The sequence below is a fragment of the Roseovarius mucosus genome (assembly GCF_002080415.1).
Taxonomy (GTDB): domain Bacteria; phylum Pseudomonadota; class Alphaproteobacteria; order Rhodobacterales; family Rhodobacteraceae; genus Roseovarius; species Roseovarius mucosus_A.
Genome location: NZ_CP020474.1, coordinates 2,860,482 through 2,882,047, shown reverse-complemented (window position 1 = coordinate 2,882,047; position 21,566 = coordinate 2,860,482). Strand labels below are relative to the sequence as shown.

The 21,566-nt window shown below is 59.8% G+C and carries 17 protein-coding genes and 1 pseudogene; 10 read left to right on the top strand and 8 right to left on the bottom strand.

The genetic code is table 11. The features are described 5' to 3' along the window. Positions 1-5: 5 nt before the first annotated feature. The gene (locus ROSMUCSMR3_RS13790; RefSeq protein WP_081507663.1) at positions 6-722 is read right to left on the bottom strand and encodes a GNAT family N-acetyltransferase; all 717 of its coding nucleotides are present in this window, start codon (positions 720-722) and stop codon (positions 6-8) included. A gap of 67 nt (positions 723-789) precedes the next feature. Continuing rightward, on the bottom strand, positions 790-2,571 hold the full coding sequence (aspS, locus tag ROSMUCSMR3_RS13785; RefSeq protein WP_081507662.1) for an aspartate--tRNA ligase: 1,782 nt from the start codon (positions 2,569-2,571) through the stop codon (positions 790-792). A 237-nt stretch (positions 2,572-2,808) separates the two neighbouring features. Between aspS and ROSMUCSMR3_RS13780 the strand changes: the two genes are divergently transcribed. Then, positions 2,809-4,035, top strand: coding sequence for an SAM-dependent methyltransferase (locus tag ROSMUCSMR3_RS13780; RefSeq protein WP_081507661.1), 1,227 nt, complete (start codon positions 2,809-2,811; stop codon positions 4,033-4,035). Between the two features lie 6 nt (positions 4,036-4,041). Here the strand turns inward: ROSMUCSMR3_RS13780 and ROSMUCSMR3_RS13775 are convergent, their stop codons facing one another. Beyond that, entirely contained in the window at positions 4,042-5,166 is a 1,125-nt protein-coding gene (locus tag ROSMUCSMR3_RS13775; RefSeq protein ID WP_081507660.1) for an aminodeoxychorismate synthase component I, read from the bottom strand. Positions 5,167-5,588: 422 nt separating this feature from the next. On the opposite strand from ROSMUCSMR3_RS13775, the gene carB reads away from it, so the two are divergent. From carB to ROSMUCSMR3_RS13750, 5 genes are all read left to right on the top strand, one after another. After that, the gene (carB, locus tag ROSMUCSMR3_RS13770; protein ID WP_037296663.1) at positions 5,589-8,888 is read left to right on the top strand and encodes a carbamoyl-phosphate synthase large subunit; all 3,300 of its coding nucleotides are present in this window, start codon (positions 5,589-5,591) and stop codon (positions 8,886-8,888) included. Positions 8,889-9,036: 148 nt separating this feature from the next. Then, on the top strand, positions 9,037-9,303 hold the full coding sequence (locus tag ROSMUCSMR3_RS13765; protein WP_008279161.1) for a hypothetical protein: 267 nt from the start codon (positions 9,037-9,039) through the stop codon (positions 9,301-9,303). 91 nt (positions 9,304-9,394) lie between these two features. Next, a complete protein-coding gene (locus ROSMUCSMR3_RS13760) occupies positions 9,395-9,775 on the top strand; it encodes a helix-hairpin-helix domain-containing protein (protein WP_081507659.1) in 381 nt (126 codons plus the stop codon). Between the two features lie 598 nt (positions 9,776-10,373). Next, entirely contained in the window at positions 10,374-10,712 is a 339-nt protein-coding gene (locus ROSMUCSMR3_RS13755; RefSeq protein WP_081507658.1) for a hypothetical protein, read from the top strand. Between the two features lie 234 nt (positions 10,713-10,946). Then, the gene (locus ROSMUCSMR3_RS13750) at positions 10,947-12,635 is read left to right on the top strand and encodes a type I secretion protein (protein ID WP_081507657.1); all 1,689 of its coding nucleotides are present in this window, start codon (positions 10,947-10,949) and stop codon (positions 12,633-12,635) included. Positions 12,636-12,648: 13 nt separating this feature from the next. Here ROSMUCSMR3_RS13750 and ROSMUCSMR3_RS13745 read toward each other — a convergent pair whose 3' ends face one another. Further along, a complete protein-coding gene (locus ROSMUCSMR3_RS13745; protein ID WP_087148904.1) occupies positions 12,649-13,434 on the bottom strand; it encodes an ABC transporter permease in 786 nt (261 codons plus the stop codon). 223 nt (positions 13,435-13,657) lie between these two features. On the opposite strand from ROSMUCSMR3_RS13745, the gene ROSMUCSMR3_RS13740 reads away from it, so the two are divergent. After that, complete coding sequence (locus ROSMUCSMR3_RS13740) at positions 13,658-14,260, top strand: GcrA family cell cycle regulator (protein WP_008279166.1); 603 nt, start codon at positions 13,658-13,660, stop codon at positions 14,258-14,260. An 18-nt stretch (positions 14,261-14,278) separates the two neighbouring features. Here ROSMUCSMR3_RS13740 and ROSMUCSMR3_RS13735 read toward each other — a convergent pair. Together ROSMUCSMR3_RS13735 and dapE are read right to left on the bottom strand one after the other, a co-directional pair. Further along, a pseudogene (locus ROSMUCSMR3_RS13735) lies at positions 14,279-14,861 on the bottom strand (TIGR04282 family arsenosugar biosynthesis glycosyltransferase). Continuing rightward, positions 14,861-16,012, bottom strand: coding sequence for a succinyl-diaminopimelate desuccinylase (gene dapE / locus ROSMUCSMR3_RS13730; RefSeq protein ID WP_081507655.1), 1,152 nt, complete (start codon positions 16,010-16,012; stop codon positions 14,861-14,863). Before dapE ends, ROSMUCSMR3_RS13735 begins: the two are co-directional and overlap by 1 nt. 354 nt (positions 16,013-16,366) lie before the next feature. Here dapE and ROSMUCSMR3_RS13725 point away from each other — a divergent pair, with 354 nt between their 5' ends. Then, positions 16,367-17,947, top strand: coding sequence for a Hint domain-containing protein (locus ROSMUCSMR3_RS13725; protein WP_008279169.1), 1,581 nt, complete (start codon positions 16,367-16,369; stop codon positions 17,945-17,947). A gap of 3 nt (positions 17,948-17,950) precedes the next feature. Beyond that, positions 17,951-19,039, top strand: coding sequence for a Hint domain-containing protein (locus tag ROSMUCSMR3_RS13720; RefSeq protein WP_081507654.1), 1,089 nt, complete (start codon positions 17,951-17,953; stop codon positions 19,037-19,039). Here the strand turns inward: ROSMUCSMR3_RS13720 and ROSMUCSMR3_RS13715 are convergent. After that, on the bottom strand, positions 19,011-20,318 hold the full coding sequence (locus tag ROSMUCSMR3_RS13715) for a sensor histidine kinase (protein WP_237183451.1): 1,308 nt from the start codon (positions 20,316-20,318) through the stop codon (positions 19,011-19,013). The two genes, ROSMUCSMR3_RS13720 and ROSMUCSMR3_RS13715, sit on opposite strands and share 29 nt — an antisense overlap. Before the next feature lie 333 nt (positions 20,319-20,651). Further along, positions 20,652-20,984 carry a hypothetical protein gene (locus tag ROSMUCSMR3_RS13710; protein WP_008279172.1) on the bottom strand — a complete coding sequence of 111 codons (333 nt, stop codon included), beginning with the start codon at positions 20,982-20,984 and terminating at the stop codon, positions 20,652-20,654. Between the two features lie 130 nt (positions 20,985-21,114). Between ROSMUCSMR3_RS13710 and ROSMUCSMR3_RS13705 the strand changes: the two genes are divergently transcribed. Beyond that, positions 21,115-21,507: a rhodanese-like domain-containing protein gene (locus ROSMUCSMR3_RS13705; protein WP_008279173.1), complete on the top strand. Its 393-nt coding sequence runs from the start codon at positions 21,115-21,117 to the stop codon at positions 21,505-21,507. The last annotated feature ends 59 nt before the right edge of the window (positions 21,508-21,566 follow it).

Sequence of the window (21,566 nt, the reverse complement as noted above, 5' to 3'; positions counted from 1 at the left end):
GAAATTCAGCGCTGCGCCGGATCAGAGGCCACCCGAACCAACCGCGTGAGGCTGCCAAGGCTCTCGCGCTGTTGGCCCTGAGCGTCAAAATTTGACGGGTCCAGCCAAAGCGTAAAGGCCTCTTTCAACGCAGGCCATTCGGCGTCAATCGCGGCAAACCACGCCGTGTCGCGATTGCGCCCCTTGACCACCGTCGCCTGCCGGAAAACCCCCTCGTAACTCAGCCCAAACCTCTGCGCCGCCCGTCGCGAAGGCATGTTAAGCGCATCGCATTTCCATTCGAACCGGCGATAGCCCGCTTCAAAAGCCCATTGAATCAAAAGGAAAATCGCCTCGGTTGCGGCACGGGTGCGCTGAAGAGAGGCGGCAAAATTGATATGCCCCACCTCAATTGTGCCCGCCTGCGGCGTGATCCGCAAATAGCTGGCAACGCCCCCCAAATGCCCGCTGTCGAGGTCGGTAATGGCATAAAACAGCGGATCACTCCCCGCCGCCATCTCCCGCGCCCACCGGTGCAACTGCGCCGAGGACGAAAACGGCCCATAGGGCAGATAGTCCCAAATTGCATCATCCACCGAAAACGCGCGGTGCAGATCTGCCGCGTGGCGATCCGAATCCAGCCTGTCCAACCGTGCATATCGCCCAACAAGCGGCGCACCATCCGGCGCGGGCGGCGGGGTCCAATTCACCAGCTTTGGCCCAACTGGCCTATTTTGCGTCATTTTTTCGGGCCTTGCACAGTTCCTTGGCGCGACATTGCCCGAATATCACGCCAAGGGAAAGCCCCGCCTAGTCTTGTGGAATGATCCGCAATCCCAGCTCCATCAACTGATCCGAGGTTGGATCAGAGGGCGCATTCATCATCAGGTCTTCGGCCCGCTGGTTCATCGGGAACATGATAACCTCACGGATATTCGACGTACCCGCCAGCAACATCACGATCCGGTCAATGCCCGCAGCACAGCCGCCATGCGGCGGGGCGCCGTATTGAAACGCGTTGACCATCCCGCCAAACCGCTTGCGCACCTCTTCCTCGCCATACCCCGCCAGCTCAAATGCCTTGATCATGATGTCGAGCTTGTGGTTTCGGATCGCGCCCGACACCAGCTCATAGCCGTTGCAGGCCAGATCATATTGATATCCCAAGACTTTGAGAGGATCACCGCTCAGCGCGTCAATCCCACCCTGCGGCATCGAAAACGGGTTATGCGAGAAATCGACCTTGCCGGTGGTCTCATCGGCCTCATACATCGGGAAATCGACGATCCAGGCAAAGGCAAAGCGGTTCTGATCCGTCAGCCCCAATTCATCGCCAATCACCGTGCGCGCCTTGCCCGCCACCCGCTCGAAGGCCTGCGGCTTGCCGCCAAGGAAAAACGCGGCATCGCCCACACCAAGCCCAAGCTGCTGGCGGATCGCTTCGGTGCGTTCCGGGCCGATATTCTTGGCAAGGGGGCCTGCGGCCTCCATCGCGCCATCGGCCTCGCGCCAGAAAATATACCCCATCCCCGGCAGGCCCTCTTTCTGGGCAAAGGCGTTCATGCGGTCGCAGAACTTGCGGCTGCCGCCCGTGGGCGCGGGAATGGCGCGAATTTCTGTGCCGTCTTGCTCCAACAGTTTGGCGAAGATCGCAAAACCGGACCCCAGGAAATGCTCGGAGACATCCTGCATCTTGATCGGGTTGCGCAGGTCGGGCTTGTCGGTGCCATACCAGAGCGCTGAATCCGCATAGGAAATCTGCGGCCAGGCCTCGGGCGCATCCACCGTCTTGTCGCCACCGAACTCTTGGAACACACCTGCGATCACCGGCGCGATGGTGTCAAAGACATCCTGCTGCTCGACAAAGCTCATCTCAAGGTCGAGTTGGTAGAAATCCGTGGGCGAACGGTCGGCGCGCGGGTCTTCATCCCGGAAACAGGGCGCGATCTGAAAATACTTGTCGAAGCCCGACACCATGATCAGCTGCTTGAACTGCTGCGGTGCCTGTGGCAGCGCATAGAACTTGCCCGGATGCAAACGCGACGGCACCAGAAAGTCGCGCGCGCCTTCAGGGCTGCTGGCCGTAATGATCGGTGTCTGAAACTCGCGGAATCCCTTGTCCCACATGCGACGGCGCATCGCGGCCACCACATCCGAGCGCAGCACCATATTGCGCTGCATCGCCTCACGGCGCAGGTCAAGATAGCGATAGCGCAGACGTGTTTCCTCTGGGTATTCCTGATCGCCGAACACCTGCAGCGGCAATTCAGCGGCAGAGCCCAGAATCTCCATGTCGCGGATGAACACCTCGATCTCGCCAGTCGGGATCTTTGCGTTGATCAACCCAGCATCGCGCGCTTTGACCGCCCCATCGATTCGGATGCAATATTCGCTGCGCAGCTTTTCCACTTGCGCAAAAACCGGGCTATCGGGGTCACAAATGAGCTGAGTTACGCCGTAATGATCGCGCAGGTCGATAAAAAGAACCCCGCCATGATCGCGGATACGGTGCACCCAACCGGCAAGGCGCACATCCGCGCCCACGTCCGTTTTTGTCAGGTCTGCGCAGGAATGGCTGCGATATGCGTGCATGTTGGCTCTCCGGTCCCAAGTCTGGGCTGTCGTTTCGGGTTCGGGCCGATACACCTTGGCGGGGCGGCAAAGTCAAGGGCGTGGGGCCGTGCACGCCGCAAAACCGTTTACACAAAAGGCAATCTGCGCGAAAATACCCGCCACATGAGCAGGCAGGCCCAGAGAACTCGGGCCGAGGGACAAGTTTGGTACGCCGTTGAACTGCGCCGGGTTAGGCGCGCGGACATGGGGTGTGACATGTGGACAAGGGCTCTGGACGGGTTGCTGACCCATCTTTTCAAGCAAGGACATCTAAGCGTGACTTACCCCGACGGGGTCACGCGGCACTATGGCGAGCAGGGCGACGGCATTGCGGTGACGCTGCATGATCCCACGTTGCCCCGGCGCATCGTGCTCTCGCCGGATATGGCGGCGGGCGAAGGCTATATGGATGGGACGCTGACGATCGCGGGCGATGATCTTTACGGCTTTCTCAGCCTCGCGATCACCAATATCGCGGCGCAGGGGCAGCCATGGTTCCGGCGTCCTATGGAAACGCTGCGCTGGCTCAAGCGGCGTCTGGATCAGTTCAACCCGGCGGCGCGGTCGCGCGCCAATGTAGCGCATCATTACGATCTGTCTGGCGCGCTATACGATCTCTTTCTCGATGCCGACCGGCAGTATTCCTGCGCCTATTTCGCCCGCCCCGACATGACACTGGAAGAGGCGCAGGCCGCCAAAAAGGCGCATATCGCCGCCAAGCTGCTGATCCGTCCGGGCATGCGCGTGCTCGACATCGGCTGTGGCTGGGGCGGCATGGGGTTGACGCTTGCGCGCGATTTTGGCGCGCAGGTGACGGGCGTGACCCTATCGCAGGAACAGCATGCGGTGGCCAATCAGCGTGCGCAACAGGCGGGGCTGGCGGACAAGGTGCGGTTCCACCTCATGGATTACCGCGATGTGAAGGGGCAGTTTGACCGCATCGTATCCGTGGGCATGTTCGAGCATGTGGGCGTGCCCCATTACGATGCCTATTTCGCCACGGTTCAACGGCTGCTGGCCCCCGATGGCATAGCTCTTATCCATACCATCGGGCGGGCGGGGCCGCCGGGTGCAACAAGCCCCTGGATCACGAAATACATCTTTCCGGGGGGCTATTGCCCGGCCATGTCCGAGGCGGTGGCCGCCGTGGAACGGCACGGGCTGGTGACGACGGATGTTGAGGTGTGGCGCCTGCACTATGCGGAAACGCTGCGCCATTGGCGCGACCGGTTCGAGGCAAATCTCGACAAAGTCCGCACGCTCTATGATGAGCGCTTTTGTCGGATGTGGCGCTATTACCTGATCGCCAGCGAGCTTACCTTTCGCCTTAACAATCAGGTGGTGTTCCAGTTCCAACTGACACCGAAACAGGATGCCGTGCCACTGACCCGCGATTACCTATACAGCAACAGGGCTAACGGCCTGCGACACGCTGCCGAATAGGCCCTATCAGGCAGGAACAGGCGCAAGCGCACGGGCGAACCGCGCCTTCCACAGCGCCTCTTCATATTCGCCCCAGGCCGTGCTGTCATAGACCACGCCGCCCCCCACGTTGAGGGTTGCGCGCCCATCCTCGAGCATCAGCGTGCGAATGGCCACATTGAATTCGGCCCGTCCATCCGGTGCGGCCCAACCGATAGCGCCGCAATAGATATCGCGGGCGTGGTGCTCCAACTCGGCCAAGATTTGCATCGCGCGCAGTTTCGGCGCGCCAGTGATCGAGCCACAGGGAAAAAGCGCGCGCAAAATATCCGACAGTCCCATATCGGGCATGAGATCAGCGGTGATGAGCGAGGTCATCTGATGCAGCGTCTCATAGGTCTCGACCGAGAATAGCTCGGGCACGCGCACGCTGCCGGGCAGGCTGACCCGGCTGATGTCATTGCGCAATAGGTCCACGATCATCAGGTTTTCGGCGCGGTTTTTGGCGTCCGATTGCAGGAAAAACCGACGCCGCGCATCCTCGGCCGCGTCGGTGCTGCGGGGCTGCGTGCCCTTCATGGGCCGGGTTTCGATCCGCCCATCGGCATGGGTGCGAAAGAACAACTCGGGCGAACGCGACAGGATCGCGGGCAGGCCTGCCGCCTCGATCAACGCGCCATACCGCACCGGTTGAATGGCGCAGAGCGCGGCATAAAGCGCCTGCGGCGTGCCTTGGGCCGTCATGCGCAGCGGAAAGGTCAAATTGGCCTGATAGATATCACCCGCACAGATATACTCATGCACCGCCTGAAAGGCCCGCGCATAGCGGGCCTGATCCCAGTCAGGCACCAGATCGCCAAGCGAGGCCTGCCCCGCCTTGAGCGGCGCGGCTTTGATGGGGGCGGCATAGGTTCCAAATTGCAACAGCGGCAAACGACGGGATGCGGGCATGGACGAGGCCAACCGTGGCTCCAGCGCATGACCAAGTTCATAACTTGCAAAGCCCGCCAGCCAAAAGCCCTCTGCCCGCGCCTCGTCAAGCACTGCAAGTGCGGCGGGCACCTCTTCGGGCGTCTGCGCCACGATCAGGCGTTCGGGCTGAGCAAACTGGCAGGCGTCGGTGTTGGGCCCATGATCGAAACGAATCTGCACGTCGCATCCTCTTGGCAAGTGGGATGTATTTAGGCGCGTGATCCACAAAGCACACCCTTAAATACGTCGGTTTGAACCAGTTTTGCGGTCACAGGCGCCCTTGGCTGCGCTTCAAGTCGGGGAAACGCTGGATAAAGGCGTTTTCAGGGGGCTCAGCAAGCGCGCAAAAGGGCGGCGGCGGCTTGATCAGTGTCTGGTGTTCTGTCGCACCGGTGCAAGTTGGGCAAGTGTTGATGGACGTCAAGGAGAGCGCGAAAGGCGCGCTCGACCGGGTCTTTCTAAAGGATGCGGCAGAGTTGCCCGAAACCTCCTGAGCATGGCACGGGTTTGCCCCTTGCACCCCGGCCCGTGATGGCTATAACCCCACCAATTTGCGCAGGTGGGCCAGCCCCTCCTGCCCTTCCAGCTGCCCGGGGACCGATATGCCGAAAAGAACCGATATTTCATCCATCATGATCATCGGAGCGGGGCCAATCATCATCGGACAGGCCTGTGAATTCGACTATTCCGGCGCTCAGGCCTGCAAGGCATTACGCGAAGAAGGGTATCGGGTGATCCTCGTCAACTCGAACCCGGCCACGATCATGACCGACCCAGAATTGGCCGATGCGACCTATATCGAGCCGATAACCCCCGAAGTGGTCGCCCGTATCATCGAAAAGGAACGCCCCGACGCGCTCTTGCCAACGATGGGTGGGCAAACCGGGTTGAACACCGCCCTTGCGGTGGCGGATATGGGCGTGCTCGAAAAATTCGGCGTGGAACTGATCGGGGCCAACCGTCAGGCCATTGAAATGGCCGAAGATCGCAAGCTTTTCCGCGAGGCGATGGACCGGCTCGGGATCGAGAATCCCAAGGCGACCATTGCCAACAACATGGATGAATGTATGGCGGCGATTGATTACGTCGGCCTGCCCGCGATCATCCGCCCCGCCTTTACCCTTGGTGGCACCGGCGGCGGCGTGGCGTATAATCGCGACGATTATATCCACTTCTGCAAGACCGGCCTTGATGCCTCCCCCGTAAGCCAGATCCTGATCGACGAAAGCCTTCTGGGATGGAAGGAATTCGAGATGGAGGTGGTCCGCGACAAGGCGGACAACGCAATCATCGTCTGTGCTATCGAAAACATCGACCCGATGGGTGTGCATACGGGCGATTCGATCACCGTGGCCCCTGCGCTGACCCTCACCGACAAGGAATACCAGATCATGCGCAACGGCAGCATTGCCGTGCTGCGCGAGATCGGGGTGGAAACCGGCGGCTCCAACGTGCAATGGGCGGTGAACCCCGAAGATGGCCGCATGGTGGTGATCGAGATGAACCCGCGCGTGTCGCGGTCGTCGGCGCTGGCAAGCAAGGCCACGGGATTTCCGATTGCCAAAATCGCGGCCAAACTGGCGGTAGGCTATACGCTCGATGAGTTGGACAATGACATCACCAAGGTGACACCGGCCAGCTTCGAGCCGACCATCGACTATGTCGTCACCAAGATTCCGCGCTTTGCCTTTGAAAAATTCCCCGGTGCCAAGCCGCATCTGACCACCGCGATGAAATCGGTGGGCGAAGCGATGGCGATTGGGCGCACCATCCACGAGAGCCTGCAAAAGGCGTTGGCGTCGATGGAAACCGGCCTCACCGGCTTTGACGAGGTCGAGATCGAGGGGGCCCCTGACAAGGCCGCCGTGATCCGCGCGCTCTCGGTTGCCACCCCAGACCGTATGCGCACCATCGCACAGGCTATGCGCCACGGCCTGAGCGACGACGAAATCAACGCCGCAACCGCGTTCGATCCGTGGTTCCTTGCCCGTATCCGAGAGATCGTTGACGCCGAAGAGCGCATCCGGCGCGACGGCCTGCCGCTGACTGAGAATGGCCTACGCCAGCTTAAGATGCTGGGCTTTACCGATGCACGTCTGGCCAAGCTGACGGGTCGCGATGAAGGTCAGGTGCGCCGTGCCCGCGTCAATTTGGGGGTGCGTGCCGTGTTCAAGCGGATCGACACATGCGCCGCCGAGTTTGAGGCACAGACGCCCTACATGTATTCCACCTACGAGGCCCCGATGATGGGCGAGGTCGAATGCGAGGCGCGCCCATCCGGCGCCAAAAAGGTGGTCATTCTGGGGGGCGGCCCCAACCGGATCGGTCAGGGGATCGAGTTCGACTATTGCTGCTGCCATGCCTGCTTTGCCCTGTCCAAGACCGGGTATGAGACAATCATGATCAACTGCAACCCCGAGACAGTCTCGACCGACTATGACACGTCAGACCGCCTCTATTTCGAGCCTCTGACGTTCGAGCATGTGATGGAAATCCTGACCAAAGAGCAGGAAAACGGCACGCTTCATGGGGTCATCGTGCAGTTTGGCGGGCAAACGCCGCTCAAACTTGCCCGTGCGCTTGAAGCTGAGGGAATTCCAATCCTTGGCACCACCCCCGACGCGATTGATCTGGCCGAAGACCGGGAACGGTTTCAGACGCTTGTCACCAAACTTGGCCTCAAACAGCCGCATAATGGCATCGCCAGCACCGGGGCGCAGGCCCTTGCGATTGCCGAAGACATCGGTTTTCCATTGGTCATCCGCCCCTCCTATGTCTTGGGTGGCCGCGCAATGGAGATCGTGCGCGACATGGCGCATCTGGAACGCTACATCAACGAGGCGGTCGTGGTGTCGGGCGATAGCCCCGTGCTGCTCGACAGCTATCTCTCTGGTGCCATCGAATGTGACGTAGACGCGCTCTGCGATGGCAGCCGCGTTCATGTGGCGGGCATCATGCAACATATCGAAGAAGCGGGCGTGCATTCAGGCGACTCCGCCTGCTCATTGCCCCCCTATTCGCTGAGCGATGCAACCATTGCCGAGATCAAGAAGCAGACCGAAGCCCTAGCGCTCGCGCTCAACGTTGTAGGGCTGATGAATGTGCAATTCGCGGTCAAGGGCGACGACATCTATCTGATCGAGGTCAACCCCCGCGCAAGCCGCACCGTGCCTTTCGTGGCCAAGGCGACCGACAGCGCCATTGCATCAATCGCCGCGCGCCTCATGGCGGGTGAAACGCTCGACGCATTTCCCTTCCGCGGCCCCTACCCCAAAGATACCAAGCCCGGCACATTGCCAATGGCCGATCAGATGACGCTGGCTGATCCCAATATGCCGTGGTTCTCTGTCAAAGAGGCGGTTCTTCCCTTTGCCCGCTTCCCCGGTGTGGACACGATCCTTGGTCCGGAAATGCGCTCGACCGGCGAGGTAATGGGCTGGGATGTGTCCTTCCCGCGCGCCTTCCTCAAGGCGCAGATGGGCGCGGGCGTGGACCTTCCTGAAAGCGGGCGTGTGTTCATATCGATCAAGGATATGGACAAGCAACCGCAGATGATCGAAGCGGCACAAGTACTGGTCGACCTTGGGTTCGAGATCATCGCCACGCGCGGCACAGCGGCCTTTTTGTCAGAAGCAGGCATTGCGTGCGAAATCGTGAACAAGGTCTATGAGGGACGCCCCAATATCGTCGATCTGCTCAAGGATGGTCAGATAGCGCTTGTGATGAACACAACCGAAGGCACGCAGGCAGTCGAGGACAGTCGCGAAATCCGCTCGGTCGCGCTTTACGACAAGATCCCCTATTACACGACCATGGCCGGCTCTCATGCCGCCGCCCTTGCTATCAAGGCGCGGCAAGAGGGGGAATTGACGGTGCTACCGTTGCAGGGCGGCACCGCCTGACCCGGCAGGCTTACTATCCTTCAAGACAAGCAAGCGGCGCGCCAATGGCGGGCCGTTTTTTATTGGCGAACGCTCGGGGTCACATTAAGAATGTATATACATTGCATAGGCATTGTGTTACTTTTCGGGCATTTAAGGACGCCGCCACATGGCAGATGGACCACTCAACAAGAAAGACCGCAAGGACAGCCAGCTCATTCTGCGTATCAACGGCAAGGAACGTGATGACTTCATTGCGCTTTGCGAAGCCTTGGATACGAGTGCGGCACGCGAGATCCGCGCTTTCATACGTGGCTTTGTCAAATCCCATGAAACACAGGCGTCGCCCCCAATTCCGACACCTACCATCCCGAATGACATAGCTGAGACCCAAGAGAAAAAGCGCAAAGCCAAACGAGATAAAAAGCGGAAATGACGACCCTCAAATACTGAAACAGCCCATATATAAAGACCTCACAGACCCGCATTCATTCAACTGCAACTCACGACTTCACAGGACAAAATCCATGTCAGATCTCAACGACATCCCCGGCGTCGGCCCCGCTATCGCCCTTGGCCTTGCCAATATCGGCATCACGACCACCGAACACCTGAGCAAAGCCAATGTGGCGACACTCATCCAAGTGCGCGGCATCTCAGAGGCGCGCGCCGAGCGGTTCATCGCCGTGGCCAATATGGTTCTCGCCGCCCCAGAGCTGCCCAAAGCGGCCCCGGTCAATGCAAAAAAGACCGCAGAGACCAAACCATCTGAGGACAAGCCAAAGTCCAAGAAAGGCGGGGGCAAAAAGGATAAGAAGCCCAAGAAAGACAAAAAGAAAGATAAGAAGAAGAAGGGCGACAAATCCGGCTCCGATAAGAAGTCCAAAAAAGGCAAGAAGAAGAAATAGCGCCGAGCTCGTGGACCGAACGGCAGGTTGGAGCGTCAATCTGCCGGTGTCCGATGAGCCAGGCGCATGCCCGCACTTCGAACCTTCGTCCCGATGGGCCACAGACCGACAATGCACAAGACTAGAGGCTGTCCACCGTGATGCGGCAGTCTTTCGCGCTTGGCACGTGGCTGACATCTGTGCCGCAGCCCCTGCTTTCTGGATCACCAGCGACTTCTCCCGCCGCCCGGTGCCTGTGCGGATAGGCGCAAACGCAGTTCTGTACGACCAAGAATGGCGCGCAAGACAGGCGTGGCGCGATACGGCTAAACCTTTGCTCCGCCATGGGAAAGGCGGAGAAGAACACGCGGAATAGACATCCCATTCATCGCAAAAATCTTAGGCGATACCAATACCGCCATTGGCCTCCTAGGGATACTTTGGGGATCGGGAAAAGCAGGCTATAGAAATACACTCTGCTCAGTCGGCTTAGAGACCTTGTGTTAACTATCGTGGGCCAGAGCATTGTTGCGAATTGAAGAATCTCGGTAATTCAGGCAAACATTCCGAATAACAAAGCCCACAACCGGGCGGACCAAACGAGCAAGAGGCGCGGGCTATGAAGCATTGGGTGATGTTGGGTGCGGTTCTGGCACTTGCAGGATGTGGCGGGGGTGATGGCGGTCGTGGGACCAGCGGTGCCACGCCGATGGCCAGCGGCCCGATCAGCTCAGCGTGCATGCAATCCGACCGCAAGGCGCGCTCACGTGCCCTATGCGGCTGCATTCAGGCCGTTGCCAATGATACACTCAGCAGTGCTCAGCAACGCCGCGCTGTCCGGTTCTACCGCGACCCGCAAGTGGCGCAAGATATCCGTCAATCCAAACGCCCCGGCGACGAGCGATTTTGGGACGCCTACAGCGCCTATGCGCAACGCGCCGAGCGGGTCTGTCGCTAAGCCCTGCCAATCCAGATCATAACCTAAACAGCATCGCGCCTATGGCTGCGGCCAAAGGCGCTATCGCAACCCCTCAGACTTGGCTTATCAGCCCCGCCAAGAGGCGGCTTAGACCTTGCAATACAACGATAATCACTTTAAAGTTGTATTGTGATTATTGATTTATCCCTTAAATAGTATCTTCAGGCGAAACAATGCTGTGTCGGTTCGTTTCAGACACATTGGAGCCGTGGGATGCCGTTCATTCTGTCGATCGAGGACGTCGGGGGTCCGTCTTTTACTGCCGCGCATTTTGGGGGCAACCTGCTTGCGACACGCGATGTCGTCGGCACCAATGGCACCTTTGCGGACACCGCTGCAACACTCGGAATGGCGCATCTGCGTTATCCCGGTGGCGCATTGACAGAAAATTGCGCCTGCATTTATGAGGCGGATCGTCTGTCAGAGCCGCCGCGCACCACTGACGAACCGGTCCAGACCTCCGTGACCGAGATGTTCAGCTATGCCACCCAAGCGGGCATTGCGCTGACCCTTGTTCTGCCGACCCGTGACTTTCTGACTGATGTCAGCGATGAAAATGGCCATCGTTTTGCGGATGTTGACGAGACGGCCGTCCGACAATTCATCGCGGATATCGCCGAGGGCAACTTCGGCACTGCACCCGTCATTCAGGCCTTTGAAATCGGCAATGAATATTGGGGCAGCGGTGAGATGAACACTGTCGAATATGGGCGTCTGGCCTCTGAAATGGCGCTGATCGTCGAGGAAGAGATGTCACGGCATCCCGCAAGCCCGCAATTTGCGGATACTGATATTCTCGTGCAGATGGGAACGAACCACGGGGTATCGGACTTGTCCGGCCTCTTTGACGGCACAGGCTCAGAACAGCTTGCCGCTGCGAACCAGATGTTTGGCCTGTCCCTGTCCGAGGAGGGATACATCTACTCGTCCGGCGAGGTCGCATGGTCCAAGGTGAACAACGCAATCCTCATGGACCAGTTCGATACCGACGCAGAGCGCGCGGCAGTGGATGGGATCGTCGCACATATCTACTCGCGCGGTGAGGATGTACCGGGTAGCCGCTACTTTGAATTATCCCAAATCGGGGATACCTGGCTCGAGGAAATGCCAGACCTCAAGGTCTATGCCACAGAGTGGAACCTCAAGCGCACGGTCGGGGACACCCGTGAAGAAGAATTTGGCCTGAAACAGGCCCATGAAATGCTCAACATCGTCGAAGCGTTTCATTGGGGCGGGGTTGATGCCGCGCATGCCTGGGCGCTTCAGCTGAACAGCCGCACCGCCCTAGCCGAGGTTGAGGGAGACGCCGAAATGCGCGTCGCCGGAGAGATGTTTCGGCTGATGAACGAGGTTCTTCCGGGCACACGACCCCTGGCGCTTGTTGGCAGCGCAGGACGAGAAACCGAATTGCAAGGCACCACTGCCGATGTGCACAGCTTTTATGCCCAAGACCGGCTCGTGACCTTCATCGCCTCAACCTCTGATGGGCAGAGCGAGCAGATTGTCGACTTCAACAATCTGGTGACGCAGAGCGGCGAGGTCTCAATCACACGGCTCGGCGTGGCCGAGGGGGAAAATCCTACTTTCACATCAGCAGAACCACAGATCACCCACGAAGACGCGAGTGCGCTTTTGGCGGATGGTATTCTGATCGCGGATCTGGCCCCTCGGGAAATCCTGATGATCGAGATGTCCAACCCCACCTATACCGACGCGGTGCGAGAGATCGCAGCACAGGATGTGCCGGCTGATGATCCGGTCCTGCCCATGCTGCCCCCCGAAGCCCCGCCACAAGACCAAAACAACCCACCAGATCAGCAAGCTGAAGATGAGGGCAAAGATGACGGCGGATTCGTGTCCACGTTGCTCGGCGTGCTCCCCCTCTTGTTCTTTGCAGGGTAGCCGATATTGCCCCTCAAGCCTTGAGCCGATATCCCGTGGCCAGCATTCGCCAAGCCGTCAGGCAGATCACGAGGGTCGCCGTAGCGCCCACCGACAGCCCAAGCAGCGGATCGCTGTCCGACACGCCGATCACCCCATAGCGCGCGCCGTCGATCAGGTAGAAAATCGGGTTAAAATGCGTGACCGTGTAGAGCACAGGGGGCAGTGCCTCGACCGAATAAAAGGTGCCCGACAGAAATGCCAGCGGCGTCACGATGAAATTGGTGATCGCCGCCATCTGATCGAATTTATTGGCAAAAATCCCTGCGACAATGCCAATCCCACTCAGAAATGCCGCGCCAAGCAGCACAAAGCAGAGCGCCCACATCGGATGCGCAAGCCCGATCCCAAGAAAAACCCACAGCCCAAGCCAGATCGCAACAGCCACCAGCAGGCCGCGCCCCACGCCCCCCGCAAGATAGCCAAGCACCAACTCCCCCGCTGAGAGCGGCGGCATCAAAGTATCCACAATATTGCCCTGCACCTTCGAGATGACGATGGACGAAGAGGTATTGGCAAATGCGTTCTGAATGACCGTCATCATCAGAATGCCCGGCGCGATAAAGGTGGTAAAAGGCACGCCCATCACATCGCCCCGTGTCGGACCAATGGCGATGCTGAAAATCAGCAGAAAAAGACCCGCCGTCACCAAAGGCGCCATAATGGTCTGTGTCCAAACTGCCATGAAGCGGCGTGTTTCACGCTCTGCCAGCGTGGCCAGCCCCAACCAATTGACGCGCCCGAACCGCCGCGATCCCATTGCCGCCGTGACGGGCGATCCCTCGTGTCGTGCGTGATCTGTCATTTATCGCTCCTTGCCTGCGTGGTCTGGCTCTTTTGGGCGCGTTTCCACCACGATGTGCTGCCTGCCCGCGATTCGATGCCTTGTAACTCACACGCCAGTGACTAGAATAGAGGCTTGATCAGATTTGCAAGGCGGCGGGCCCGGGGCCCGGTCCGCCTTTTGACCGAAGGAAGCCCCGATGTCCTGGAACGACGAACGCGTTGAAATGCTAAAGAAGATGTGGGGAGAAGGTCAGTCCGCGAGCCAGATCGCCAAGGAGTTGGGCGGCGTGACCCGCAATGCGGTGATTGGCAAGGTGCATCGCCTTGGCCTGTCCAATCGCAATGGCACCGGGCCCACAGGGGCCCCTGCCCCCAGCACCCCAGACCCCAAGGCCAAACCCGCTGCGGCCAAGACCGCCGAAGCGCCTGCGCCCAAGCCTGCACCCAAGCCCGCAGCACGGGCCGAGGAACAGCCGGAACCCGCGAATGAACCGGTCGCCGTGGCCCCCATCAGCCGGATCAAGGCGATCATTCCTGCGGGCCAGCCGCTGCCACCGCAGCCTTCGGCCAACGAAATCGACCCCGCAGCCTTGGCCAAGGTCAGCGAGATCGAAAAGAAGGCCAAAAAGCTCACGCTGATGGAATTGACCGAACGCACCTGCAAATGGCCGGTGGGTGATCCCGCCACGCCAGATTTCTGGTTCTGCGGACTGCCGGTTCAATCCGGCAAACCCTATTGCGAGGCGCATGTGGGCGTCGCGTTCCAACCGATGAGCAGCCGCCGCGACCGCAAGCGCTGAGCAGGATGATCCGCGCGGCTACCGGCGCGGACCCAGATCACTCACCGTGTCTACATCGCGCAGGATATCGACCTGCGCGATGCGCGCGCCCGGCAGTGTTTTCATTGTGTCGCTCAAGGCATGTTCGGTTGACCAACGCACGCCATGAAAGAGCGTAGACGGGACAGCCTGAACCCGTTTCAGACCGACAAGCCAATAGCCCCCATCAACCGCAGGGCCAAATACGGCATCGCAGCGTCCAAGCGCTGCAAAGGCACGGGCGATACTTGCCGGGGTGATCCCCGGAACATCCGCACCAATGATGCAGACGGGACCGGGTGGCATACCGCGCAACAGCCGCCCCATCCGGTCGCCCAGATCGCCCCGGCCCCTGCGCCACGCGGGGCAAATGATCTGGCCAGACGCCGCTTTTGAAGCCCGCATGGTCAGGAGCCACCGCAAGAACCACCTGCCAACGGGGATCGTCAAGCTGCCGCAAAAGGCGCGCAACCTGATGCCGGAACCACCATGCCGCCGCGACCATGCCGATGTCACGACCCAGACGGGTTTTAACCCGTCCGGGGCGCGGTTCCTTGACCATGACGATCAAATAGCGGCGCATTATTCGAAATAGTCGCGCAAAACACGCCCGTAAATCGCCTTGAGCTGATGGATCTGCGCCACTTCGACCCGCTCATCGACCTGATGCATCGTCTGGCCAACAAGGCCGAACTCCACCACCGGGCAGTGATCCTTGACAAAGCGGGCATCCGAGGTGCCGCCGGTGGTCGAGAGTGTGGGCACCACGCCGGTTTCCGCCGCAACCGCGCGCGCAACCAGGTCCGAGAGCGGCCCCGGCGGGGTCAGGAAACTCTCGCCAGACACCTTGACGCGCATCTCGCCGGTGATCTCGAAATCGCCGCAAACGCGATCCAACTCTGCCTGCATCCATTTGATCAGATCCGTGCTGTGATGGGCGTCATTGAAACGGATATTGACCGTCGCACGGCATTGCGCGGGGATCACATTGGTTGCGGGATTACCTGTGTCGATCGTCACGACTGCGAGGGTCGAGGGATCAAAATGTGCCGTTCCCGTATCAAGCTGGTGCGAGGCCAGCCGATCCATCAAACGCGCCATTGCGGGGAGCGGATTGCGGGCGCGGTGCGGATAGGCGGAATGGCCCTGCACCCCTGTCAGCGTGAACCACGCCGAAAGCGAGCCGCGCCGCCCGATCTTGATCATCTCGCCCATCCGCTCGGGGCAGGTCGGCTCTCCGACAAGACAAGCGGTCATAGCCTCGCCATGGGCGGTCATCCAATCGAGCAGGGCGACCGTGCCATCCACGGCATCGCCCTCCTCATCTCCGGTGATCGCCAAGATAACAGCCCCGTCGGGGGGCGTGTCTCGCACGAAATCCACCGCCGCAGCAGCAAAGGCAGCCACGCCCGATTTCATATCTGTGGCTCCGCGCCCCCAGATCATTCCGTCTTTCTCGACCCCGCCAAAAGGCGGCACTGACCACGCCGCCAGATCCCCCACCGGCACCACATCCGTATGCCCGTTAAAGCCAAAGCTGCGCGCTGCTCCCTTCGGTCCCCACCGGGCAAAGAGATTGGGCACCTCTCCTCGATCCACACGGACACATGAAAATCCGGCATCTGTCAAAACCTGCTCCAGCAGGCGCAGTGCCCCCCCCTCTTCGGGCGTGACCGACGCACAGCGAATGAGGTCGGCCGTCAGCTGGGCGGGATCGAGCGGGGTGTGAGGCATGAAAAGCGTCCTGTGCGGCAGTTTTGTCCGAGGCCTAGCGTGGATCGCGCACAAAGGCAAATCGCGCCGCAACCAAGGCTATCGGGCCACAGATTCCACGCACCTCTAGCCAAAGGCGATTAAACCTTAACAACGCGGGAATTGTTTGCTATCCAAAAGGATATAATAAACCCGAGGCAGGGCAAACATACCACGTCAGGGCCACCAGATCCGCAAAGGACAGACTGGCCCGCGACATTCGAGCAGCACGGCGCAGCACAGGCAAAGTTATGCGCCGTCGCATCCCGGATCGGGCAGTCTGATAGACTGCGCGTGCGCGTGTCGGCGCTGCCTCTACAAGGGGCAGGCAGTGATATGGTGGCAGGCGTCGAACTTCCGATCAATCTGAACGCATCCGCGAATCAGATGGCGCAGACAATCTTTGGTGACGGCGTTCAGGTGGTCAACGCCTCCTACACCGGAGACCGCGATTCGTCGGGCATCTACAGCAATGGCAATGCTATATCCCCCGGCGTGGTGCCAAGCGATAGTGGCGTCCTGTTCTCGACCGGCGATTTGCGCGGCTTCACCAATAGCAACTTCTTTCAATCAAACCTGAGCGCAAGCACAACCACCACATCAAGCGGGCCGAATGGCGTGGCGGATTTCAATGCCGCTGCCGGCGCTCAGACCTTTGACGCCTCATATCTCGATGTGGATTTCATCCCTACCGGCGATGTGATGACCATGCAATTCGTCTTCGCCTCCGAGGAATACCCAGAATTCGCCGTCGGGGCGTTTCAGGATTTCTTTGGCGTTTGGGTCAATGGCAGCCTTGTGCCGCTCAGCGTGGGGGATGGCGATATTGACCCCAACAACCTCAACTCGGGGTCTAACGGCAACCTTTTCATCGACAACACCCAAGATCAGTTCAACACCGAGATGGACGGGTTTACCGTTACTTTGACCCTGACCATCCCAGTCAACTCCGGCGAGGTGAATTCCATCCGCATCGGCATTGCGGATGTGACAGATGCCAACTACGACTCGACCGTTCTGATTGCGGCGGACAGCGTGCAAACCACGCTTGTTGCGATGAATGATACAACCACGCTCTTTCCTGATGGCACCCGCATTCTCGACCTGCTTAGCAATGATGTGAATAACACCGCGGGCACGTTGACGATCACCCATATCAACGGCAAGGCCGTTGTCGCTGGCGGCATCGTCACCCTGAATTCCGGCCAGCAAATCCTCCTGAATGCGGACGGCACTATCGAGATAATCGGTGATGGTGATACCGAAGTTTTCAATTTCACCTACGAGGTCCAAAGCAGCACCGGCCAAACCGATATCGGGTTTGTCACCGTCAATTCGGTGCCCTGCTTTGTCGCAGGCACGATGATCCGCACGCCCAAGGGTGAAGTGCCCGTAGACAGGCTGCAACCCGGCGATCTGGTGGTGACACAAGATGACGGCGCACAGCCCTTGCGCTGGATCGGGCGTCGACGGGTGGCAGCTGTCGGCGATTTCGCCCCTATTCGTATCGCATCGGATACCTTTGGACGGCACCGGGCGCTGTTGCTCTCGCCCTTGCACCGGGTTCTGATCCGCGACTCTCTGGCAGAGTTGCTCTTTGGCGAGCGTGAGGTTCTGATTGCCGCGCGCGATCTGGTCAATGGCCGTTCCGTGCAGAGGATCGAAGGAGGAGAGGTAGAATACGTTCACATCCTTTTTGACCGCCATCAGGTGGTATTTTCCGAGGGCCTGCCAACCGAGAGCTTTTTACCCGGCCCACAAACCACCCGCAGCTTTGAATCCGAGATCGTCGCAGAGATTTGCGCACTTTTCCCGGAAATCGACCCCGAGACCGGCGCAGGCTATAGCCCCGCCGCCCGTCGCATGCTCAAGAGTTATGAGGCGCGACTCTTGGTGGCTCAGGGCGTGGCGGCCTAAAGGATGGGGTGGATCGGGATATCCGATCAGGAGGGCGGGCGGTTCGCCGTGAACGGGCTTGACGCGCCGCAAGCCGTGTCTGCCCCGCCGGATGAAACCGCCTTGCTGACACGTGGCACGTTGATGATCGAAACCCGACTGTCCACCGAAGGGCGGCCGCAAACCCTGCTGGCCTTTCGTCGCAGCCATCCTTGGAGCGGCGGCTTTTCGATCCAGGCGCTACCGGGTGGGGGGATTGTCCTGATCGAGACGCAGGCCGGGGATGTACGCCATGCCACCCTGCCCTATCAGGCCGATGACCGCACGGATACATTGCGCCTGACCTATGCTTGGGATGCTCCCGCCCGGTGGGGGCGGCTGTCGCTTGAGCGCCCGGAAATGGACCGCGTGCACAGCATTGCGCTGCCGCCGCCGCATCCCATGCCGCTTGCGGATCTGCGCACGCTGCTGACCGATCCCAGGCAACGCCAGATGGACCCCGACGTTATCTTTGTCGCCCTGTCAAACCGGATCGAACCCATCGGCCCGATGCCGGGATTGACTGCGAACGTGCCGGTCTGCACGCCAAGCGGCTATGTGCCCGCGGGGCAACTCAAACGCGGGCATCTGATAGATACCGACGAAGGGCAGATTGTCCCTGTGCTTCAGACAGTCTCGCGGCGGGTGCCTGCCATGGGCAGTTTCCGCCCGGTCCGGCTGCGCGCACCCTATTTCGGCCTGCGCCGCGATGTCGTTGTCTCACCACAACAGAGGCTTGTGATCCGGGGGTCCGAAGTGGAATACCTCTTTGGATGCGAGGCCGTTTTGGTTCCAGCGCGGCATCTGATCAACGGGTTTTCGGCGCTCTATGCTCAGACAGGTGATATCGTCAGCTATCATCACGTGCTGTTGCCCGGCCACGAAGAGATCATCGTCGCAGGCACGCGCACAGAGAGCCTCTATATCGGGCGGCTCCGGCGCAATCCTGACCTGTTGGGTGCCAGCGTTCTGGCCGGATTCGACCGTGCCCGCCTGCCAGAACACCCTCGACCAATCTGGCCGGTGCTCAAGCCCTATGAGGCGATCACGCTTGCAATGAACCGCGCGGCTTAGGAGCGGTCCGGGTTGCTCCCTCGTCAAAAAACGCCGGCAATTCGATCCAGACGCGCGCCCCTTTTGGCACGTCAAAATCTATCCCAACACTGCCAGACATCGCTTCGGCCTTGATCCGCGCAAGAGCAAGCCCCATCCCCGCGCCAAAGGTCGTGCCGGTCGCATGGGCCAAGCGTTCAAAGGGCGCAAAGGCCAATGCAGGATCGACCGCACCGAACCCCGGCCCGTTATCCGTCACCGTGATCCGGTGATACCCTGACCGTTCGCCAGCGACCGCGACCTTGACGCAGCCCCCGGCACCGCAATACCGCACACCATTTTCCACCAACTGCGCCAACGCCTCTTGGAAGAGGGTTGCATCCGCAAGAACAAGCGTGCCGGTTTGCTCAGCCAAGATCGTGACATCCCGTTGTGCAGCCTCGTCGCGATAGGCCTCCAAGACCAACTCAACCACATCCGCAACGGCCACCGGCTCCAGCGTCACCGCGGAACGACGTGCCGCGATATCGGCGAAATGCATGGTCTTTTCCACAGTCGCCAAGAGCGTCTCGCCAGATTGCATGATGCGACTGGCAAAATCGGCCTGCTGCGCATCGCCTTTGGTCACGCCATCTTCCCGCAAGAGCTCGGCAAGACCGATGACCGCGTTCAGAGGTGTGCGCATTTCGTGGCTGATGCCCGAGAGCAACACGGTTTTGGCACGGCTTGATTGTTCGGCGTCTTGCCGGGCGCGCTTGATTTCGGTCGAATGCTGCGCCGAAACGATGGCAAAGTAGAAAACCGGATAGACGATGATACTAAACGCGGTCAGCGCAGACATTGGCGCATAAAATCGCACGGCCGTTGCCTGATCAATGATCGGGTTCCAGTCTTCGTGCCAGAAAAACCACGTGGCCCAGAGAATGATCGGCAAGGCCACCATAGCGGCGATGTGAAACCTGTCCCGATAGATCGAGAAGACAGCAAAGGGAAAACCCACCATCGGAACCAGCATGATGTCGATATGCCCATCAACGTGCACGACACAGGCGCCAAGAAAGATCGCGACATTGGTCGATGTCAGCCAGCAGGTATTCACCCAGACCAGCGGCAACTGGTTTTTGAGCACGCGCACAAGGGCAAAGCCGGAAAAGGCGAGCGCCCCGACAAGGAAAACCTCAAGCTCACCACTCAGCCCGGTAAGCACCATCCAGACAGACGTGAACAAAAGCCCAAGCCAGACAAAGGCAAAAGACAACTTGCGACGGCGCGCGCCCGCCTCAAGTCGGCTGTCCATCATGGCCTGTTCTCTCATTGGAACTGCTGCCTCTTCGTCACTTTTCACAACAAACCCTAGCACAGGTCGTGCCATCCCAATCGCGCTTTGCGATATGGTTTCACCCACGCGTTTTTTAGTTTACGCTTTAATACGTTCCCAACGATCATTGTGAAATGGAATTTTACTCCAGGTCCCACGCTCGTTCGCGTCCTTGACACACTGGCAGCCAGTCGCACCCCGATAGATTGCACGAGGCCCTGCTGGCCCCAACGTTCCGCAATCGTAGATAGAGTTTACCTAACGGAATTCCACCCCTGTTGCGCTGCTAGGTCGCAGGCAAAAATTCAGACATGATCAGTCAAAGAACGGGGTCATCTGCGCGACGATCACAGAATTCTCATCCAAGGCACGCTGCATCAACGCCCGCTCCTCGTCCGAGATGTCGTGGCCTTCGGCCTCGCGTTCCGCCAACGTACCGTAACCCGACACATCCAGAGGCGCGCAATCGGCCTGTTTCAGGATCGCCACCGTTTCGCGCACAGCCTCTGCCTCGTCGACGCCCGAGGCATAGATCATCAGCGCAGCGCCCGTCGCCTTGTCCGGCAAACCATCGCCGGTCTTGCGCCCGATTTCGACCAAGAGCGTGTAGACCTGCTGCCGATTGGGTTTCTTTTGCGTGTCGCTCATGTCCGGCTCTCCAACGGCCTTTCGTCGCGCGCAGCCCTGAGCCAAGGCGCACGCAAAGTCAAGCACAGCCGCTTTCCTTCCGTCTTTGCGAGCGTTAGCTTACTGCGGAAACACCAAGGGAGGGAACTGAATGAAACACATCAAAGACATGGTGGCAGAGGCAAACGCAGTGGTCAGCCACGCGCCCGCAGCCGAGATGTTGGATAGGCACGGAACCGATGACGTAATCTTTGTCGATCTGCGCGACCCGCGCGAGTTAGAGCGCGACGGCATGATCCCGGGCGCGTTTCATTGCCCGCGCGGGATGCTGGAATTCTGGATCGACCCCGAAAGCCCCTATGCCAAACCCCAATTCCAAAGCGGCAAGCGGTTTGTGTTCTACTGCGCCTCCGGCTGGCGTTCGGCCCTGTCAGCGCGCACCGCGCAGGACATGGGACTAGAGGGCGTAAGCCATATCAGCGACGGGTTCAAAGGCTGGCAAGCAGCAGGTGGCCCGGTCGGGGAAAAGCCCACCAAGGGCTGATCACGCCTCTTGCATCCGCCGCGCGCATTGCGCAACGTGGCGCGCAATCCAAAGAGGGC

What these genes read in the sequence shown, in the direction of transcription:
- ROSMUCSMR3_RS13790 (WP_081507663.1), bottom strand. Translation starts at nt 722, where the DNA reads ATGACGCAAAATAGGCCAGTTGGGCCAAAGCTGGTGAATTGGACCCCG.
- aspS (WP_081507662.1), bottom strand. Translation starts at nt 2,571, where the DNA reads ATGCACGCATATCGCAGCCATTCCTGCGCAGACCTGACAAAAACGGAC.
- ROSMUCSMR3_RS13780 (WP_081507661.1), top strand. Translation starts at nt 2,809, where the DNA reads ATGTGGACAAGGGCTCTGGACGGGTTGCTGACCCATCTTTTCAAGCAA.
- carB (WP_037296663.1), top strand. Translation starts at nt 5,589, where the DNA reads ATGCCGAAAAGAACCGATATTTCATCCATCATGATCATCGGAGCGGGG.
- ROSMUCSMR3_RS13765 (WP_008279161.1), top strand. Translation starts at nt 9,037, where the DNA reads ATGGCAGATGGACCACTCAACAAGAAAGACCGCAAGGACAGCCAGCTC.
- ROSMUCSMR3_RS13760 (WP_081507659.1), top strand. Translation starts at nt 9,395, where the DNA reads ATGTCAGATCTCAACGACATCCCCGGCGTCGGCCCCGCTATCGCCCTT.
- ROSMUCSMR3_RS13755 (WP_081507658.1), top strand. Translation starts at nt 10,374, where the DNA reads ATGAAGCATTGGGTGATGTTGGGTGCGGTTCTGGCACTTGCAGGATGT.
- ROSMUCSMR3_RS13750 (WP_081507657.1), top strand. Translation starts at nt 10,947, where the DNA reads ATGCCGTTCATTCTGTCGATCGAGGACGTCGGGGGTCCGTCTTTTACT.
- ROSMUCSMR3_RS13745 (WP_087148904.1), bottom strand. Translation starts at nt 13,434, where the DNA reads ATGGGATCGCGGCGGTTCGGGCGCGTCAATTGGTTGGGGCTGGCCACG.
- ROSMUCSMR3_RS13740 (WP_008279166.1), top strand. Translation starts at nt 13,658, where the DNA reads ATGTCCTGGAACGACGAACGCGTTGAAATGCTAAAGAAGATGTGGGGA.
- dapE (WP_081507655.1), bottom strand. Translation starts at nt 16,012, where the DNA reads ATGCCTCACACCCCGCTCGATCCCGCCCAGCTGACGGCCGACCTCATT.
- ROSMUCSMR3_RS13725 (WP_008279169.1), top strand. Translation starts at nt 16,367, where the DNA reads ATGGTGGCAGGCGTCGAACTTCCGATCAATCTGAACGCATCCGCGAAT.
- ROSMUCSMR3_RS13720 (WP_081507654.1), top strand. Translation starts at nt 17,951, where the DNA reads ATGGGGTGGATCGGGATATCCGATCAGGAGGGCGGGCGGTTCGCCGTG.
- ROSMUCSMR3_RS13715 (WP_237183451.1), bottom strand. Translation starts at nt 20,318, where the DNA reads ATGATGGACAGCCGACTTGAGGCGGGCGCGCGCCGTCGCAAGTTGTCT.
- ROSMUCSMR3_RS13710 (WP_008279172.1), bottom strand. Translation starts at nt 20,984, where the DNA reads ATGAGCGACACGCAAAAGAAACCCAATCGGCAGCAGGTCTACACGCTC.
- ROSMUCSMR3_RS13705 (WP_008279173.1), top strand. Translation starts at nt 21,115, where the DNA reads ATGAAACACATCAAAGACATGGTGGCAGAGGCAAACGCAGTGGTCAGC.